This is a genomic window from Halopseudomonas pelagia CL-AP6, assembly GCF_000410875.1.
Taxonomy (GTDB): domain Bacteria; phylum Pseudomonadota; class Gammaproteobacteria; order Pseudomonadales; family Pseudomonadaceae; genus Halopseudomonas; species Halopseudomonas pelagia.
In genome coordinates, this window is record NZ_AROI01000002.1 from 113,254 (window position 1) to 130,713 (window position 17,460).

Consider the following 17,460-nt stretch of genomic DNA (forward strand, 5'->3'; position numbering starts at 1 on the left):
GAGGGTTAAATCCATGTCACATCCGCCGCGTCGCGCTCACGTCCTTGCCCGCTATTCTCTGTTGTCCCTGAGCGTCAGTCTGGCTGCTGCTGGTGTCGCGCCAGCCTGGGCCCAGGGTCAGGCTGGGCAGAGCATGCAGCATGATGAATCCATTACGCTCGAACCGGTCACCGTGACCGCTGAAGCGGGAAAGACCCCTATCACCGAAGGCACCGAGTCCTACACCACCGATTCGATGAACACCGCCACCCGGCTTTCCCTGCCGATCCGTCACACCCCGCAGTCCGTCTCGGTGGTCACTCGCCAGATGATCGATGATATGGCGCTGGAGTCCATCACCGATGTGGTCAACGTCACCACCGGTGTAACCTCCAAGGCGCTCGACAGTTCGCGCAGCGGCTTCGCGGCACGGGGGTTCGATATCACCAATCTGCAGATCGACGGCGTACCGACCACCTGGAGCAGTGGCTGGGCCGCAGGCGAGACCGACATGGATACGCTGATCTATGATCGGGTCGAGATCGTACGGGGTGCCACCGGTCTGGTCACTGGTGCAGGCAATCCTTCGGCCGCGATCAATCTGGTCAGAAAACGCGCCGACAGCAAAGTTTTCACTGGCTCGGTCAGTGGTCAGGTGGGCTCCTGGGATCGCTATCAGGGGACGATGGATGTATCCGCTGCACTGAATGAAAGCGGTAGCGTAAGAGGCCGGGTAGTCGGCAGTTACCTGGAGGAAGATTCCTTCGTGGATCTGGCTGCGAACGAAAAATCGGTTCTGTTCGGCACGCTGGGTATCGACCTGACAGACAACACCCAGCTCAATCTGGGTGCCAGCTATCAGGAGAATAGCCCGACGGGGTCGATGTGGGGCGGCTTGCCGACCTGGTTCAGTGATGGCACGCGGACTGACTGGAGTCGCTCCAAGACCACCGCCGCCGACTGGACGGAGTGGGCCTCCAAGCACAGTACCTATTACGCCAATATCGAGCATTCGTTTGATTCAGGTACCAAGCTCTATGCGGCCTACAGCAGAAGCGTCAATGAAGGTGACCTGCGTTTATTGTATCTGTCTGGTGCTCCCGACAAGACTACCGGGCTGGGCATGAGCGCCAGCCCGACCTGGTATGACGTCAAGCGCGAGCAGGACAATCTGGACCTGTACGCTACCACGCCTTTCCAATTTGGCGGCCGGTCCCACGAGGTGACGGTGGGCCTTATGCATAGCAAACAGGAGCTGATTACGGACAACCGCGCGCGTCTGAGCGTCCCGGCAGTGGGTAACTATTACCAATGGGATGGTTCCTATGCCGAGCCTCAATGGGGCCCTTCACGCACCTACACGACGCAGGATACCGAACAACTGGGCGCTTACGCTGTCGCTCGCCTCAGGCTGGCCGATCCGCTGCAATTGATTATCGGCAGCCGGATAAGCAACTGGGAAACCAGCGGCACGAAATGGGATGGCACAGGTTACGAGTTCGAGCATGATAAGGAGCTGACACCCTATGCTGGGTTGATCTATGACATCAACGACCAGTATTCCGCCTACGTTAGCTACTCGGAAATCTTCAACCCGCAAGATTACCAGGATCGCAATGGCGACTACCTCGATCCGCTGGAAGGCCAGAACTACGAAGCAGGGCTCAAGGCCGAGTATTTCGGCGGGCGCCTGAACGCCGCGCTCGCGCTGTTCCGTATTGAACAGGACAACCTGGCTCAGCCGGATGTTGGTCAGGTAGTTCCAGGTGGTATCGCTCAGGCTTACTACCCCGCACAGGGCACCACCAGCAACGGCTATGAGATCGAGCTGTCAGGGGCCTTATCCGACAACTGGAATCTGCTGGTCGGCTGGGCCCAGTTCAGCGCCAAGGATGCCGACGGTGAATACGTCAACACCCGCTTCCCACGGCGCACTGCCAACCTGTTCAGCACCTATCGCATCAATCGGTTGACGCTCGGTGCCGGGTTGAACTGGGAGGATAGCAATTACACCCGTGCCAACAACCCCCTCGGGCAATCGGAAAAACTCGAGCAGGATGCCTACGCCCTGGTCAACGTCATGGCCCGCTATCAGATCAGTGACGAGCTCAGCGCCCAGTTGAATATCGACAATCTACTGGATGAGAAGTACTACAGCCAGATCGGCTTCTACAGCCAGTACGCCTTTGGCGCCCCTAGACACAGCAAACTCACAGTCAAATACAGCTTCTGATAAACGCGGACTTTTCAGCGTCAGCGTGACCCGGCATCGAGACTTTTGGAAAACGGAGATCCATCATGTGGCAGCGGAAGAAATTGGCCCTGACAGTCAGTCTGGCCATCGTTAGCATGACGGCGGCGGCAGTACAAGCTGATGAGGCAACCGAGGAACAGCGCCAGCATGACGTGAAAGCCCTGGCACCCATGACCATCACTGGAGCCAGTCACCGCGCGGATGACGGCGTAACCGAGGGCACTGGTGCCTACACCAGCTCCAGCATGAGTTCGGCCACCGGCCTGAGACTTGCGCCCAAGGAGACACCTCAGTCGGTGGCGGTGATTACCCGCCAGCAGATGGATGACTTTGCCTTGGGGGATGTTTCCGCAGCCCTGAGCCACACCACCGGTATCAGCGTCAATAAAGCAGAAACTGACCGGGTGTTCCCCACGGCGCGGGGATTCGATATCACCCATGTGCAGATCGACGGCACGCCAATCGAAGCCCAGTTCAGTGTCGAGGGCGATTTTCTCGCCGACACAGCCATTTATGACCGGGTGGAGATCGTGCGCGGCGCTGCCGGCTTGCTGAGCGGCGCAGGTAATCCGTCGGCGGCGATCAATCTGGTGCGCAAGCGACCCACACGTGCTTTTCAGGGTACTACCGCACTGAGTACCGGAAGCTGGGACAAGTACCGCGCCGAAACGGATGTATCTGGCCCGTTGACAGAAAATGGTCGGTTGCGCGGCCGCCTGGTCGCCGCTTACCAGGACAACAAGTCCTACATCGATTTTCTCGACCAGCAACGCAAGGTGCTCTATGGCGTTGGCGAGCTGGACCTGACCGATAACACCACGCTGTCCGTGGGGCTCGATTACCAGCATCAGATATCCGACGGCAGCACCTATGGCGAGCCGGTACCCTTGTTCTTCTCCAATGGCCAGCGCACGGACTTTTCCCGCTCTACTACCACCGGGACTGATTGGACGGTCTGGGACAAGGAGCGGAGCATCTATTTCGCCGATCTTGTGCATCAGTTTGATAATGGCTGGACCGCCAAACTGTCGGCTAGTCACCTGGAGGGCGATTATTTCGGCCGCATGCAGTATCTCTCGGGGTACATGGACGAGGACACCGGCACCGGCTTCAATACGTTTCTCAACAGCTTCAGCATCGATCGCAGCCAAACCGGGGTGAACCTGTTTGCCAGCGGGCCTTTCGAGATGCTCGGGCGTGAGCATGAACTTATCGTCGGCTGGAACCGCGCCCGGGAAACCAATGACCGGAAGTGGTATGACCCGCTGACCAATCCCGATCCGGGCAGCTTCTACGACTGGAATTACCCACGCCCGGTGTTCAATGAGCAGGCCTCGCGCTTCCGTAAAGCCGTCACCGATCAGTCCGGTTATTACAGCGCCACGCGGCTGAGCATCACCGATGCGCTGTCAGTGATTGCCGGGGTTCGGGTGAGCAACTGGGAGCGGGAAGAGTGGGTTAACAAGCAGAAGACCGACGAGTACCGGCACACGGATGAAATCACGCCCTATGGCGGACTGATTCTGGATATCAACGAAACTTACTCGCTTTACGCCGGGTATAGCCAGATTTTCAATCCGCAGTCCAATCGCGACGTTAGCAATCAGGTGCTTGCGCCGGTTGAAGGCACCAGTTACGACGTCGGTATCAAGGCGTCATTTCTGGACGACCGCCTGAACGCATCGCTGTCGGTATTTCGCATCGAACAGGACAATGTCGCTGAGCCGGATCGCGTGGTCGATGGCGAGCAGCGCTATCGGGCTCGGGAAGGCGTGGTCTCCGAGGGCTTCGAGGCAGAGGTTTCCGGCGAGGTAGCGCCTGGTGCGCGGCTGTATGCCGGGTACACCCATCGCAAGGCCGAAGATACTCAGGGTCAGGCCGCTATGACCTACGAGCCCGAAGACATGTTCCGGCTGTCGGGCACCTACGATCTGACCGGCGGCCCGCACAATATTGTGGTCGGTGGCGCAGCCCGCTGGCAGGGCGATATTTACAAGGAAAACTCGGGGCCCAACGGCGAAACCGCCAGGCAAGGCAGCTATGTGGTGCTGGACTTGATGGCGCGGCAGCAGTTGATGCCGGCGCTCACCGCCAGTGTGAATATCAACAATCTGCTCGACCGCACTTATTACACCACCTTTATCTACAACGGCGGTTTTTACGGCGCACCGAGGAATGCCGAGCTGAAGCTGCAATATGCCTTCTGAGCACAAAGTGCCGCCACTTTTTACGGGGTGGCGGCTGCTGGCTCGGCATTGAGTTAACCCCTCGCTGTTTTGGGTCGCCGACATAGGCTCACTGCCAGCACGATATGGCGTGTTGAACCTCCCATACCGTACAGGAGCACTGACATGATGCGGCTGTGCATGGACCTTTTACTTCGGGTGCTGGTGGCAGTGCTGGGCGGCTATGCGCTGGTCAATCTCGGCGCGGTGGCGTTCGCAACATTGTTGCCGCTGACCAGGGTGGACGCAGCGTTGATATCGATACAGATCAGCTTTGCGCTATATGCCTGTGCGGTGGTCTGGGTATTCAGCGCACGCAGCGCGTGGCGGGCGATTGCCGGTCTGCTTGTGGTCGCAACGGCGTGCATGCCGGTAGTCCTGTTTCAGATTGATGGTCTGAGCGGATGAAAGACGGTTTCGTCAGTCTATGGCTGGCTTGGGCTCTGAAGCGGGCTTGGCCGCCGTAACGAGCTGTCATACATAATGGCAGAGCCTGTTTCGGGACCATTTCAGGCCCGCAGGTAGCACTATCCACCCATGAAAGGAGAACTATTAATGCAAACACCCATTCGTTTATTCGCCGGTGCGCTCATCGTGAGCCTGAGCACTATAAGCTGGGCTGATGAAAGCTCGCGCATAGATCACTACAAGCCCAAGGCCTCGGAGACCCTTGAGCAGGCAGTAGAGAATCTGAGTGAGTACAACAGCAAGCTGGCAGATATTCTGGCCAAGGATGAGCTAAGCGCGGACGACATGCATAATGTCCACGAGCTGAGCTATACGCTGGAAGAGGCTTTGAAAAAGATCCACACGGACCTGGCTGAGGTCGCGGATGTGCTCGAAGAGGTACACCTTGCCTCCGAACAATCCGACGCTGAGACCGTCAAAAAGCGCGGTCAAGCCTACCTGGAAGTGACGCGCACGGTTGTGAAATAAGCGCGGTGGAATAAGCGCTGTGAAATACCGGCGCATGATCCAGGCGCGACTGATTGTCAGGAGCTGACTAGAGTAGCTCGGGGTCAATCGCGCCTTTTATCAACCAGAGCTCAGTGAGCCGACTGGTGACTCTGCGGGGTGCCGATCAAATCGGGAAAGTCACACACCATTGCATGCAGTGCCTTGCTCTCCTGGTAGTCCTCGATTGCGCGCCGATAGGCCATGCGCTTCTTATCTTCCTGTTGGCGCCGTTGTTTGCGCACGTTGCCGATAGTGTCGTCCAGATTGTCTTGGTCAAAAGCCATGCTGCATCCTCCTGGGTGGGGGCGGGAGACTCGGTAAGGTCTGATCGAGAAGCTTCAGCTTGTCCCGGCGGCATGACAGGTGAATGACAGGGGTGTTGCGTGGCTATGAATCTTGCTTTACCGCTCAGTGGTTCAAACGCAGCATCGACAACCGCGCCTGCCAGTTGCCACCATTATGCCGTTGGCAGGCTTCTTCAGTGTCAAAACTGACATGTGCTTCTGCTGCACCCACGGCAATAGCTGCTTCGGTAAAGGCCTGGGCGGTCAGCTCATACATACGCTTACCCTGTCCGGTTTCCAGTGCCTGCGCCAGACTGGCCTGGGTGTCAAATACCCATACTACGTGCAGGTTGCCGGGTGACAGGTTGCGGTCACCCTCATGCGTCAGCCAGAGAAATCCGGGGATTTCCAGCTTGGCTGCCTCGCAGGCATGGGTCAGACTGCTGATCAGGCGTTTTTCCGCCTGACTGCTCGGATCGGTATTTCTATTCAAAGGGCTCACTTTCAATATCGGTTGAGGTATTTATCAGACCACTATCTAGTAAAAAAGTTTTTCGACCATTGTTATGCTCTGAAAGCTGAGCGGAGAGCATTGATGATTGAATTGGACACCAGCCTGGCGCAGTACATCGTTGATCGTGCAATGGCCATCCTGCCGCATAACCTGAATGTCATGGATACGCAGGGCATGATCATTGGTAGCGGCGACCCGGCGCGGTTGCATACGCGGCATGAAGGGGCGCAATTGGTGCTGGCGAATCAGCGTGTGGTGGAGATCGATGCCCAGGCTGCGGGGTGTTTGCAGGGGGTGCGTGCAGGAGTAAATCTACCGCTGATGCATGAGGGACGGTTGATCGGTGTGCTGGGCATCACTGGTGATCCGGAACAGGTCCGGCCGTTGGCCGAGCTGCTGAGGATGACCGCGGAAATGCTGGTGGAGCAACGTGTTTCGCATGCCGAGCGGCAGTGGCACAACCAGCAGCAGGAGACCTGGCTCACGCACTTGCTGGACGACGGCTATTCTCTGGGTCGGTTACAGACTGATACCGAGCATCTGCGACTGGCGCTAACCTGGCCTCGGCAGGCCAGTTTGCTGAGCATCACCCAGGCTGCCGCCGACAGCCCGGCGGCTCAGGCGCAGCTGACCATGCAGATGCGCGAGCGGCACCCCCAACATGCGGTGCTGCCCCTTGGAACCAACGCCGTGCTTTGGTTGCGCTCGCCGATGAGTGCGACGGCTGATCATACCTGGCTTGAGCAGGCCGACCGACGCAAGTGGCCAGTGCAGCGCCTCCATACCGCAGAACCCGTCTCCTCATTGTCCGACCTGCGTGAAGCCTGCCAGGCGCTGCTGGTCCTGCGCGACTTTGCGGATGATCTGGCTCTACCCCAGCGTTGCTTGGCGCTTGAGGATTATCGGCTTGCCGCGTTGCTGCATCGCCAACGCGAATCGTGGACGGTGCGGCAACTGCTGGAGCCGCTCGAACGGCTACGGCGGGCGGATTCTCAAAGCGTACTGCTGGATACGCTAGGAGTATGGCTGGCTCACGGCGGCTCGACGCAATTAAGTGCGTCGCAACTCGGCATTCATCGCAATACGCTACGTTACCGATTGGAGCGTATCGCGCGACTCAGCGGGCTTGATCTGAACAGAGCGGATCATAGGACGCAACTCACTCTCAGCATGATGTTGCAAGCTGAGCTCCCATCAAGGTAATCGTGCGTGCGCACAGTTTTTTATCGATCAGGCCGCTATTTTATGGTGCTGATGCATAAGGATTTTGCGTAATTGCTGGGCGACAATGTGGGGCCGCATCCCACCCCTCAGACAATAATAAGGAGTACGGTCATGGGTCTGGTCCTGATTCTGGTCGCACTGGTCGTCTTTATCGTGCTGGCGACCACTCGCCTCAAGCTGCATCCGTTCCTGGCCCTGCTTGCCGCCGCCTTGCTCGCTGGCTTTGCCTACCAGGTGCCGGCGCTGGAGATCGCCAAGCACATCACTACCGGGTTCGGCGGTATTCTTGGATATATCGGTATTGTCATAGCATTTGGCACCATTATTGGCGTGATTCTCGAGCGTAGCGGTGCGGCGATCACCATGGCGGAAACTGTCATCCGGGTGCTCGGGGAGCGCTTTCCCACTCTGACCATGTCGATCATCGGCTATCTAGTGTCCATTCCGGTGTTCTGCGACTCCGGTTACGTGATCCTCAATTCGCTGAAAAATGCTTTGGCGGCGCGGATGAAAATTTCCGTTATTGCCATGAGCGTAGCTTTGGCTACTGGTTTGTACGCCTCACATACCTTCGTTCCGCCCACGCCGGGCCCGATCGCCGCCGCTGGCAACTTGGGTCTGGAGTCCAGCCTGGGCCTGGTGATTCTGGTGGGTTTGTTCGTGTCGGCTATCACTGCGTTGGCTGGCATGTGGTGGGCGAATCGCTTTATCGGCAAGGATATTCCGCTGGAAGAGCACGGCGCGCCGATCATGGCGAGCGAAGACTACCAACAAATGCGCGACAGCTACGGTGTCCTGCCCAGCACGACCAAAGCTTTCGCGCCGATCTTCGTCCCCATTGGTCTAATCTGCCTCGGCACCCTGGCCAACCTGCCGGCCAGACCGTTCGGTGAAGGTTTTATTTATACCGTCATGGCCTTTCTGGGTCAGCCGGTGATCGCGCTGGCCGTCGGCTTGGGCCTGGCCTGCACGCTGTTGAAATCGAATAACAAGCGCCAGGAATTCCATGACCGGGTTGTCGAGGGAATTGTTGCCGCAGCGCCCATCCTGCTGATTACCGGTGCCGGAGGTGCGTTCGGCGCGGTCCTCAAAGTAACCCCGTTGGGCGATTATCTGGGTGAAACCTTGTCTGCATTGGGTATAGGGTTGTTTATGCCGTTCCTGGTCGCCGCCGCGCTGAAGTCGGCGCAGGGTTCGACCACCGTGGCGCTGGTGGCGACCTCGGCTCTAGTGGCACCGATGCTGGGTCAGTTGGGTTTGGACAGCGAAATGGGTCGGGTGCTAACCGTGATGGCTATCGGTGCGGGGTCGATGACCGTATCGCATGCCAATGACAGCTTCTTCTGGGTCGTCACCCAGTTCAGCCGCATGAGCGTCGCCACTGCTTACAAGGCGCAGACCATGGCTACCTTGATTCAGGGGTTAACCGGCATGCTGACCGTCTGGCTACTCAGCCTGATACTGTTGTGATCAAGGCAATGAAGGTCATCATTGCCCCGGATTCGTTCAAGGAAAGCCTCAGCGCTAATGCAGTCGCTGAGGCCATCGCTGCAGGTTGGGCCAGCGTCTATCCGGATGCGGAGATCGGGCTGTACCCGATGGCCGATGGCGGCGAGGGTACCGTGGACGCGGTTTTGGCTGCGGCCGGAGGGGAACGGCGTGAGATGGTGGTGAGCGGCCCCATGGGTGAACCGGTCACCGCGTATTGGGGCTGGTTGGGCGACGGCCAGGCGGTGATCGAGATGGCCGCTGCCAGTGGTCTGCATTGTGTTCCCAGCGACCAGCGCGATGTTCTCAAAGCCAGCAGCTTCGGTACCGGCGAGTTAATTGCAGCTGCGCTGGATGCCGGTGCTACCCGCATCATTCTGGGGCTGGGCGGTAGCGCGACCAACGATGCTGGCGTCGGCCTGCTGATGGCTCTGGGAGCACGTTTTCTGAATAACCAGGATCAGCTGTTACCTCCAGGTGGTGGCGCATTGCAGGCGTTGCATCACATCGATCTGGATGGGCTCGATTCGAGATTGAATCGGGTGGAGTTCATGGTTGCGGCCGATGTCGATAACCCGCTGTGTGGTCCGCGGGGGGCTTCCCATATATTTGGTCCGCAAAAGGGCGCCAGTATGGAACAGGTGGAGCAACTGGACCGGGCCTTGGGACATTTCGCCGACGTGTTAGCGAGTACCATCGGTGTCGATCTGCGCAATGAACCGGGCGTTGGCGCTGCCGGTGGGCTGGGATTTGCCGCGTTGGCCCTATTGCACGCGGGTTTTCGTCCGGGCATAGAGTTGGTGGCGGAGCTATCCGGCCTGGCGCAGGCAGTTCAGGGCGCGGATCTGGTCATTACCGGCGAAGGCCGGCTGGATGGCCAGAGTCTGCACGGCAAAACGCCGGTAGGGGTGGCGCGCATCGCTCAGGCGGCCGGGGTGCCCGTGATCGCGCTGGCCGGTAGTCTCGGGGAAGGATATCAGCGGCTTTATGAAGCGGGCATTGATGCCGCTTTCAGTCTGACGCCCGGACCCATGGAGTTGAATGAAGCAATGGAACATGCAGCGCTGCAGCTGCAAGCCCGGGCCGGCGATATTGCTCGATTATGGCGGCTTGCAGGGGGCAATTTTTCACAGGACTGACAAGCTGCTTGCACTAACGCGGCCGGCCATCGGCGGGGTGCGAATCCCCCCGATGGCGGATTTGAATTAGTCGTTGTTCATCTTGCCTGTCCGTCCAGCATCAGTGCTCGCTCAGATGCTTCTCGCGCTGTTCCTGGCGCTCCTTGGCTTCAACACACAGGGTCGCCGTTGGGCGCAGTAATAAACGCTTCAGACCAATAGGCTCGCCGGTTTCATCGCACCAGCCATAGTCGCCCTTGGCCAGCCGTTCGAGAGCCTGGTCGATCTTATCCAGCAACTTTTTCTCCCGCTCCAGCATCCGCAGCTGCCACTGGCGTTGCTCTTCGTTACTGCCGGTGTCAACCGGATCGCTCTCCGGCTGGAATTCGCGCAGTGCCTGAAACTCCAGTTCGATGCGCTCCTGCAACTCGCGTCTCTGCTCCAGCAGCAGGTCACGGAAGAAGCTTTGCTGCCCATCATTCATATAATTCGCTGCCGGTTCCTTTAGAAGCTGGTCGGCTGTGAGTGGTTGGTTATTCATTTCTGCTCTCTAACTATGAGTGTATTAGGGATCGCAATAGGGTTCAGCTTTCTGGCACGTAGATCATGCGACCATCGTCCAGACGATAAGTTACGCCGGCCCGCGCACCTTGCCCTTGTCCCACTGCGCCGCTGGATTCATAACGGGTCAGTTCCTGGCCTTCCTTGATGGTGATGCGCATGTCCTCCTCACCAGGGTTTTCTATTACCACCACTCGATCCTGGGAAAACGGATTGAGTGGATTCTGGGCAATCACCACCATGAGTATGCCGATGATGACGAGGAACAGGTCGACCAGATTAACCACAGACAGCATGGGATCGTCGGCGTCATCGTTATCCAGAAAACGCATCAGCTACACTCCTTGGCTGTGCGCTGACGTTCTAGCTGGCGCAGATCCTGTAGCAGCCAGCGTCGGCGGACGGTCAGAATGAAAAAGCAGATGCTGGCCGCCAGCAGCGCCAGAATCACCGCCGAGAATGCCGCCACCATATTTCGACCCACCTCACCAGCATCGTTGTTGCCTAGCGCCAGCAGTGCAGGCCCCATCGGGATCATGGTGGCAATCAAGCCGAGCATGGGGGCAGTGCGTGAGACGATGCGCAGCCATTCTAACCGCTGCATGATCCACAGTTCCAGATCATCGCTGGCCAGCAGCTCGCCGCCGTTCTGCCGGGCATGAGCGCCTAACGCATCAGGGTGTGAACTCCGGCGGCGTTGCCAGGCTTCGACGGTGAAGGCGCCCAGTACCACCAGCGCATAGGCTAGCGCCAGAGCAATCAACAGCATTACCGGGGCGAGGAACAGACGTGATACGGCGTACAGCAAGGTTTCAATATCGGTAAATAGGGTCATGGGTTTCTCGAATCTTTCAATCGGTTGTCATTGGCTACGGCATTTGAGCCGGGCCTGCTGCAGTCCGCCGCTGCACATCAGCAGCAGCATCAGCGCCAGAACCCAGAGCCGTTGGCGGTCGTCCTCAGGCGGCGGGTTGACTGGCTCAAGCATCTGGCCTGCTACCTGGTGCATGGGTTGTTCGCTGGCTGGCGGGGGATCTGTCATGGCGGTATTCGCTGAGGTTGTGCTGGCAGGCTCGGCAGCCGCGTCATTCAAACCGAAGCCTTGCGCCATCTCGGCGATAAATTCGCGGGTAATCTGGCTGCCGGTGTCGACTGCAAACTGGTCCTGCAACTGCTGCCAGCGCTCGGCCAGTTCGCGGCGGGTCTGCTCGGTGGCATCCCAGTAGCCCTTGCGCATGGCTTCGGCCATTCGCTCAAGTATCTGCGCCTGTGCAGTGGGATTGTGTTGCTCGAACCATTCGCGGGTTCCGAGATCGCGGGTATCGTTGACATAGGTGTCGAATAGCGCCTGCCATTGGTCATCGCGTACGGTGGAAGCATCCATGGCCTGCCAGCCAAACAGGTTGTTGGTGGCATTGAGTACTTGCAGAGTGCCGGCGTAACCTTCCTGGTGCATGGCCTTGATCCATTGCGGGTTCAGATAGCGGGTGCGTAATTCATCGGCCAGAAACCGGGCCAGGCCGGTGGTTTGTACTTCGCTGCTGCGCAGATCGGAGATCAGCAACTGCGGCGCCTGGCCATCCAGATGACGGATGGCAGCGGACAGGCCGCCGAGAAACTCGAACGGATGATCGGTGGACAGCACACCATGCAGATTGGAAGAGCGCGACATAATGGCTGCCTGGGTACCGCGCAACTGTTCAGCGAGTAGGTTGGCCTTGCCCGAGCTCTCGTTCCAGCTTTGCCCCCAGTGCTCCCCTCCGTAAGCCTGACCATTGCTGACCAGAAACTGCTGGGCCAGTTCGGCCGGGTCTTCCCATTCGGTTGAATTCAACGCAAGGTCGGGCACGCCGGTGCCATATTCGCCGGGCGCGCTGCTGAAAATCCGGTAGCGCGCGGCCGCAGCGGCCTCTGCGGCGGTCAGGCCGCTTTGCTGCAGCGCGGCGGCAATCCGGCGATTATTGTCGGCGATGGGGTTACCCGGCTCATCTAGTTCAGCCAGACGCTGCAAGGCATCGTCCAGTAGACGCATGAAGCTGTCGAACTGATCGCGATACACACCGGTTACCTGCACCACTACGTCACTTCGCGGGCGGCCCAGCTCGGCGGCAGGGATGATTTCCAACGCCGTGACGCGCCCGCCCGTATCCCAGACCGGCTGCAAGCCCAACGCATGCAGTACCTGAGCCTCGGTCACGCCAAGGTGGCGTATGGCCTCCGATGACCAGAGGCTGAAGGCGAGCTTTTCCGGCCACTGGCCGGGGTGCTCGGCGCGGAAAGCCTCGAGTAACTGCTGGAAGGCGGTCGCGGCTGATTCATAGGCGGCCCGGGCCGGGATCTTGTCCGCCTCGAAGGCATACAGGTTGCGGCCGCTAAGTACTTCAGGATTGCGGATCGGGTCGCCACCGGCGCCGGGTGCGATGAAGCGCCCGGCCAGGCCGGCCAACAGCGCTTCGTTCTCTTGCGTGTCCTGCAGTCGTTTGTCCAGCTCGCGGGCGCGTTCAATGTATTGCGTGAGGGGGGCGGGTAGAGCCTGCGCTGCCTTGGGGTCGAGCATCTGCTGCACTGCGCGGTAAGCGGGGCTGGTGGGCAGCGTGTTCTGATCGCTGGCGAACAGCTCTTCTTCATCGACATCCAGCGCCGCATAAAAGGGCTGCCCGAGCTGCTGCATGATGGTGCTGATGCGGTGTTCAGCCGTGGGGGGCTGCCCGAAGGTATGCAGCCCCAATGGCATCGCGGTGCGCGACAGCTCGTGCAACTGGTCGTGCAGCTGTTGCAGGAATTCATCGAAGTTCGCCGCAGCCTGCTCGGCCGTCCAGCCCAAATCCTCATGCAAGTGCGCATCAATGGCGGCGCTGCGGATCTGTGCACTGACCTGCTCGCGCACCATACCCTTATCCAGCTGTTGGTACTCGTGGATCAGGTGATGCAGATCGCGCATCTGGTCATACAGACCCGCTGGTGCGAAGGGCGGGGTCTGATGGCTGATGGTGACGGCTCGACCGCGGCGCTTGGCCTGAATGGCTTCGCCGACGTTGTCCTGTATGTAGGGATAGAAGATCGGCAGTGGGCCAGCGGTCAGCCAAGGGTAGTCATCGGCGGCCAGACCGCGATCCTTGCCGGGCAGCCACTCCTGACTGCCATGGGTGCCCAAGTGAATCAGCGCGTGAGTGGCACGATATTCCTGCAAATAGCGGTAGGAGGCCATGTACAGGTGGTCGGGTACGCTGGCGGTATCATGATAATGCCCGGGCTCACCGTGGCGCGGCATCTGCGGCATCACCAGCAGTTCGCCCAGTTGCCAGCGCGGGATGATGAAATACCGCTCACCGTCCGTTTCGCGTACAGACTTATGCTGGCCCGGTTCGCCGGCCTGTCGCAATGCCTCCTGGCGGCGCGGCGGCAGGCTGGCCAGCCACTGCTCATAGTCGGCCACTGGGTAGCATACTGCCAAATCTTCTGCTAGCAGCGATTCTAGAGAAACGCTGCCGTAGAGAGCGCCGAGCATACGCTGAGCGTGGTCGATAACCTCCTGTTCTGTCACAGCTTCACCCACGACGTAGCCTTCGGCGTGTAGTGCCTGCTGGATGGAGACGATACTGCGCGGCACGTTCAGGTTGGAGGCACCGAGGTTCTTTTCGCCAGCCGGGTAGTTCCAGAACAGCAACGCCAGTTTCTTGTGCGAAGGCGGCGTGTGGCGCAGTTCTACCAGAGCCCGCAATTTGGCGATCAGCGCGTCGGCCTGGGCCGGCAGCAAGTCATCAATGCCTCCGCTGCTCGCCGACAGCACTAGCGGATCGCTGATGCCCCAGCCCTCGGGGCCGGCTAAAAACACCGCCGTAGTGCTGGCGGCGACGCCACTGGTAGCCTGCGGCCAGTCGCTGGCTTCGCCCTCGCGAAAACGCAGGGTCTGGATCACCGGAATATCCAGCGCCAGAAAGTCCTGGCTGCGCGCCGAGCCATTGTGCATGTGCGTCAGATTCACCAGGACGTCGATCGCGTGGTCGGCAAAAACGCCAGGCAGGCCATCCGCAGCGCTCGCATCGAACCAGAAAGCCAGCGCTTGCAGGCCTGCGTCTTCGCTACGGCCAATCAGCTCGTCCACTTCGCGGGTGAGCATGTCGCCGACTACGCCGGAGTGAATCAGGTAAGCGACTGTGCCGCGAGTCTGCTGCGCGCGCGCAGCATCCCAGGCCAGGTAATCATCCAGGCTACTGAACAGGTGCGGTGCCTGCGGATGATAGAAACCTGTGGTTGGCATGCGCTCGGGCGCAGCGAGCAAATGCTCTGGCACCTCTGCGTTCTGCGATATCAACTGTACCAGCATAAAGAAGCGCCGGAAGTTGGCTTCACCACCGGCGGCGTAGAGTGCGCTGAGTACGCCAGCATATTGCGGTGGCAGGTTGTCCCAGGCCGGACGGCCACCGCCCACGGTCAGCTGCGGTAGTTGACCGATAAGCGCTGCAACCTGTTCAGTTACCTGGGCGCGGTCATTCGGCCGGGGTACGTCCAGCAGCACCAGCGAGCTGCGGTCGAGGTTACTGTGCAGGTCGGTCGCCGAGCCCGCTTCGACATTTACATGTTGCAGCTGCACGCCAGCCTGTAAGGCATAACCCTGCAGGCGTTGGAATTTTTCGGCAGACACGAAACTGTTATGCAGCACCAGCAAGGTGGGATTTTCGCTGTGGTCTGCCAGTGCCGCGGACAGCCCTGGCAGCAGCATCAGTACGCAGGCAACGCGGCCCATGAGGCGATAGATCGACATCAGAATCGCGCCGTCAGTCCGGCGAAGTAGCGCCGTCCCTCGTCAGCGCGGCCGTAGACGCTGGCATCGTCGTTGCCCAGACGCTTGTCGGTGAAGTTCTCTATCCCGGCGTGCAGGCTCAGGTTGCGGCTCAGATCATAGTCGACATACCAGCTCAGCAAGGTATAGCCGGGGCGGTCGCTTTCGGTTGCCGAGCGATACTGCGAGCCGTGATATTCGGCTTGCAGACGGCTGGCCAATTGGCTGGACAGGGCCCAGTTGAGCGTGGCATTGGCGCGGTGGCGCGAGCGGTCGGAAAGACGCTCGTCGGTGACGCGGTTCTGCGCATCCAGATAAGTGTAATTGGCGTCCAGCCTTAGAGGTTCAAGCAAGGTGACGCCGCCGCTCAGCTCCAGACCTTGCAGGCGCGCCTCGGCGATGTTGTCGTATTCCAGACAGACGCGGCCTGGCACGAAGCAGGTTGGCTGGCGCACTGTTTCGATCAGGTTCTCCACATCGTTATGGAACAGCGTAGCGCCGGCTGTCCAGCGACCGCGATCCAGCTGCGCGCCCAGTTCGAAGGACTGGTTGGTTTCTGGCTGCAGATCCGGGTTGCCACGGATGATGCCGCGCCCGCCCATGGCGGCCCGCGACTCGTATTCCGGTGACAGCTGCTTCAACGTGGGCGCCTTGAAGCCGCGACCGGCACCGGCGCGGAAGGCCAGCTCATCGGTGGCGTGAAACATCAAATAGGCACGCGGGCTGGTCTCCCAGCCGAAGTCTTCGTGGTGGTCGAAACGTGTACCCAGCACCAGCTCCCAACGCTCACCCAGCCACATTTCGTCTTGCGCAAAAGCGGCGTAGTGATCCTGGGATTTTTTGCCCTGCAGATTGACCGTGGGATCTTCCAGCGTTTCGCGCCGGGTTTCAGCCCCCAGTGTCAGCTTGTGGTGGCGGCCGGCCATGAAGCCGGCACGGCCATCCAGGACGGTATCGGTAAACTGGTTTGGCCCACTGGCGTCGCCGCCATCACTGCGGTAGGCCTTACGTTCCAGCTCTGAGCGGTACAGGCGCACCCGAGTGTCGCCCCAGCCCCAGTCGGCGGCATGTGAGAGCGAGTAGCGACGGCGCTCTACCTCATTCTCCGCCTGGTAGATCGCCCCGGCGCTGCCGCGATAGCCTTCATGATCCTCGTTACCTGCATCCATCGAGAGATCAATGCGCTGGTTGTCCAACGGCGTCCAGCTCAGTCCGACATGGCCGTTCACTGCGCGTTGATCGTCAAGCGCGGTCAACGCCGGATTGTGGGCATCACGCAGGCCATCGCGCTCGCGCAACTCGCCCCACAGATTGAGGCCCAGCTTAGCCTCGACCAGTGGCCCGCCCAGATAAAAGCCGGTCTTGCGATGATCTCCCTTCTGACCATGGTCGTTGAAGGTGGCATAACTGCTGAGCGAGCCCTGCCACTGATCAGTGGCCGAGCGCGTAATGACGTTGACCACACCGCCCAAGGCTTCGGAACCATACAGCGATGACATTGGTCCGCGCACCACCTCGACCCGCTCAATGGCCTCGCTGGGAACCCAGCCAAGCTCGAAATCCGAGTGAGCGATAGCCGACGCCGATGCATTGATGCGCTGACCGTCAACCAGCATCAATGTATGCTCGGCACTCATGCCGCGGATCGAGATGCCGCGGCGGCCCAGGCCCATATCCTCCAGATCCAGACCCACGGTATTGCGCACCGCGTCGGCCAGATCGGACATCGGCTGGCGCCGCAGATCACGCCCTTCAACAACGCTCACGCTGGCCGGTGCATGGATGGCATTGCGCGCGGATGTGGTGGCGGTCACCACAATGGAGGGCAATCTGGTGGCCCCGCTACTAAGCACCTCAGGGTCTACATTGAGCTCATCGGCCCAGGCGCTGCTCCCCAGCAGCGCTATTGCGATCAGGCTGCTTGCGGCGGCCTTACGTCTGGCGTTCATGGTTCAAATCCTTAGCTTGATTGTAATGGACCAACCTGCGCGGAGCGGCGGGCTGGCGGCTTATGCCTTTGGCTTGAGGTGTATGCGGTGGCCATAGGCGCGGGGTTCTGGAGCGAACACGCGG

Annotated in this window: 14 protein-coding genes; 7 read left to right on the plus strand and 7 right to left on the minus strand. The window is 59.7% G+C overall.

Annotated features, from left to right (window positions below; all coding sequences use genetic code 11):
* The first annotated feature begins 13 nt into the window (after positions 1-13).
* From K787_RS0100725 to K787_RS0100740, 4 genes are all read left to right on the plus strand, one after another.
* Entirely contained in the window at positions 14-2,212 is a 2,199-nt protein-coding gene (locus K787_RS0100725; protein WP_022960859.1) for a TonB-dependent siderophore receptor, read from the plus strand.
* A 65-nt stretch (positions 2,213-2,277) separates the two neighbouring features.
* Complete coding sequence (locus K787_RS0100730; protein ID WP_022960860.1) at positions 2,278-4,440, plus strand: TonB-dependent siderophore receptor; 2,163 nt, start codon at positions 2,278-2,280, stop codon at positions 4,438-4,440.
* A 144-nt stretch (positions 4,441-4,584) separates the two neighbouring features.
* Entirely contained in the window at positions 4,585-4,866 is a 282-nt protein-coding gene (locus tag K787_RS0100735; protein WP_022960861.1) for a DUF3649 domain-containing protein, read from the plus strand.
* Between the two features lie 147 nt (positions 4,867-5,013).
* Entirely contained in the window at positions 5,014-5,394 is a 381-nt protein-coding gene (locus tag K787_RS0100740) for a DUF6746 family protein (protein WP_022960862.1), read from the plus strand.
* A 110-nt stretch (positions 5,395-5,504) separates the two neighbouring features.
* Here K787_RS0100740 and K787_RS21795 read toward each other — a convergent pair whose 3' ends face one another.
* Both K787_RS21795 and K787_RS0100750 read right to left on the minus strand, forming a co-directional pair.
* The gene (locus K787_RS21795; protein WP_022960863.1) at positions 5,505-5,699 is read right to left on the minus strand and encodes a PA3496 family putative envelope integrity protein; all 195 of its coding nucleotides are present in this window, start codon (positions 5,697-5,699) and stop codon (positions 5,505-5,507) included.
* Between the two features lie 124 nt (positions 5,700-5,823).
* Positions 5,824-6,192, minus strand: a complete 369-nt coding sequence (locus K787_RS0100750; protein WP_022960864.1) for a hypothetical protein — start codon at positions 6,190-6,192, stop codon at positions 5,824-5,826.
* Between the two features lie 102 nt (positions 6,193-6,294).
* Here K787_RS0100750 and K787_RS0100755 point away from each other — a divergent pair, with 102 nt between their 5' ends.
* The 3 genes from K787_RS0100755 (at position 6,295) to K787_RS0100765 (ending at position 10,064) form a co-directional block, all read left to right on the plus strand.
* On the plus strand, positions 6,295-7,416 hold the full coding sequence (locus K787_RS0100755) for a sugar diacid recognition domain-containing protein (RefSeq protein WP_022960865.1): 1,122 nt from the start codon (positions 6,295-6,297) through the stop codon (positions 7,414-7,416).
* A gap of 132 nt (positions 7,417-7,548) precedes the next feature.
* Positions 7,549-8,907, plus strand: a complete 1,359-nt coding sequence (locus K787_RS0100760; RefSeq protein WP_022960866.1) for a GntP family permease — start codon at positions 7,549-7,551, stop codon at positions 8,905-8,907.
* 8 nt (positions 8,908-8,915) lie between these two features.
* Positions 8,916-10,064, plus strand: coding sequence for a glycerate kinase (locus K787_RS0100765; protein ID WP_022960867.1), 1,149 nt, complete (start codon positions 8,916-8,918; stop codon positions 10,062-10,064).
* Between the two features lie 100 nt (positions 10,065-10,164).
* On the opposite strand, the gene dksA is transcribed toward K787_RS0100765, so the two are convergent.
* The 5 genes from dksA to K787_RS0100790 are packed head-to-tail and all read right to left on the minus strand — an operon-like array spanning position 10,165 to position 17,336.
* The gene (gene dksA, locus K787_RS0100770) at positions 10,165-10,584 is read right to left on the minus strand and encodes an RNA polymerase-binding protein DksA (RefSeq protein WP_022960868.1); all 420 of its coding nucleotides are present in this window, start codon (positions 10,582-10,584) and stop codon (positions 10,165-10,167) included.
* Positions 10,585-10,627: 43 nt separating this feature from the next.
* Positions 10,628-10,936: a DUF2149 domain-containing protein gene (locus K787_RS0100775; protein ID WP_022960869.1), complete on the minus strand. Its 309-nt coding sequence runs from the start codon at positions 10,934-10,936 to the stop codon at positions 10,628-10,630.
* A complete protein-coding gene (locus tag K787_RS0100780; RefSeq protein WP_022960870.1) occupies positions 10,936-11,439 on the minus strand; it encodes a MotA/TolQ/ExbB proton channel family protein in 504 nt (167 codons plus the stop codon). The genes K787_RS0100775 and K787_RS0100780 overlap by 1 nt, the downstream gene beginning before the upstream one ends.
* A 27-nt stretch (positions 11,440-11,466) precedes the next feature.
* Positions 11,467-15,369 (minus strand): cobaltochelatase subunit CobN, encoded by a 3,903-nt coding sequence (gene cobN, locus K787_RS0100785; RefSeq protein ID WP_022960871.1) that lies wholly within the window; start codon positions 15,367-15,369, stop codon positions 11,467-11,469.
* Positions 15,369-17,336: a TonB-dependent receptor domain-containing protein gene (locus K787_RS0100790; protein ID WP_022960872.1), complete on the minus strand. Its 1,968-nt coding sequence runs from the start codon at positions 17,334-17,336 to the stop codon at positions 15,369-15,371. The genes cobN and K787_RS0100790 overlap by 1 nt, the downstream gene beginning before the upstream one ends.
* Positions 17,337-17,460: the final 124 nt, after the last annotated feature.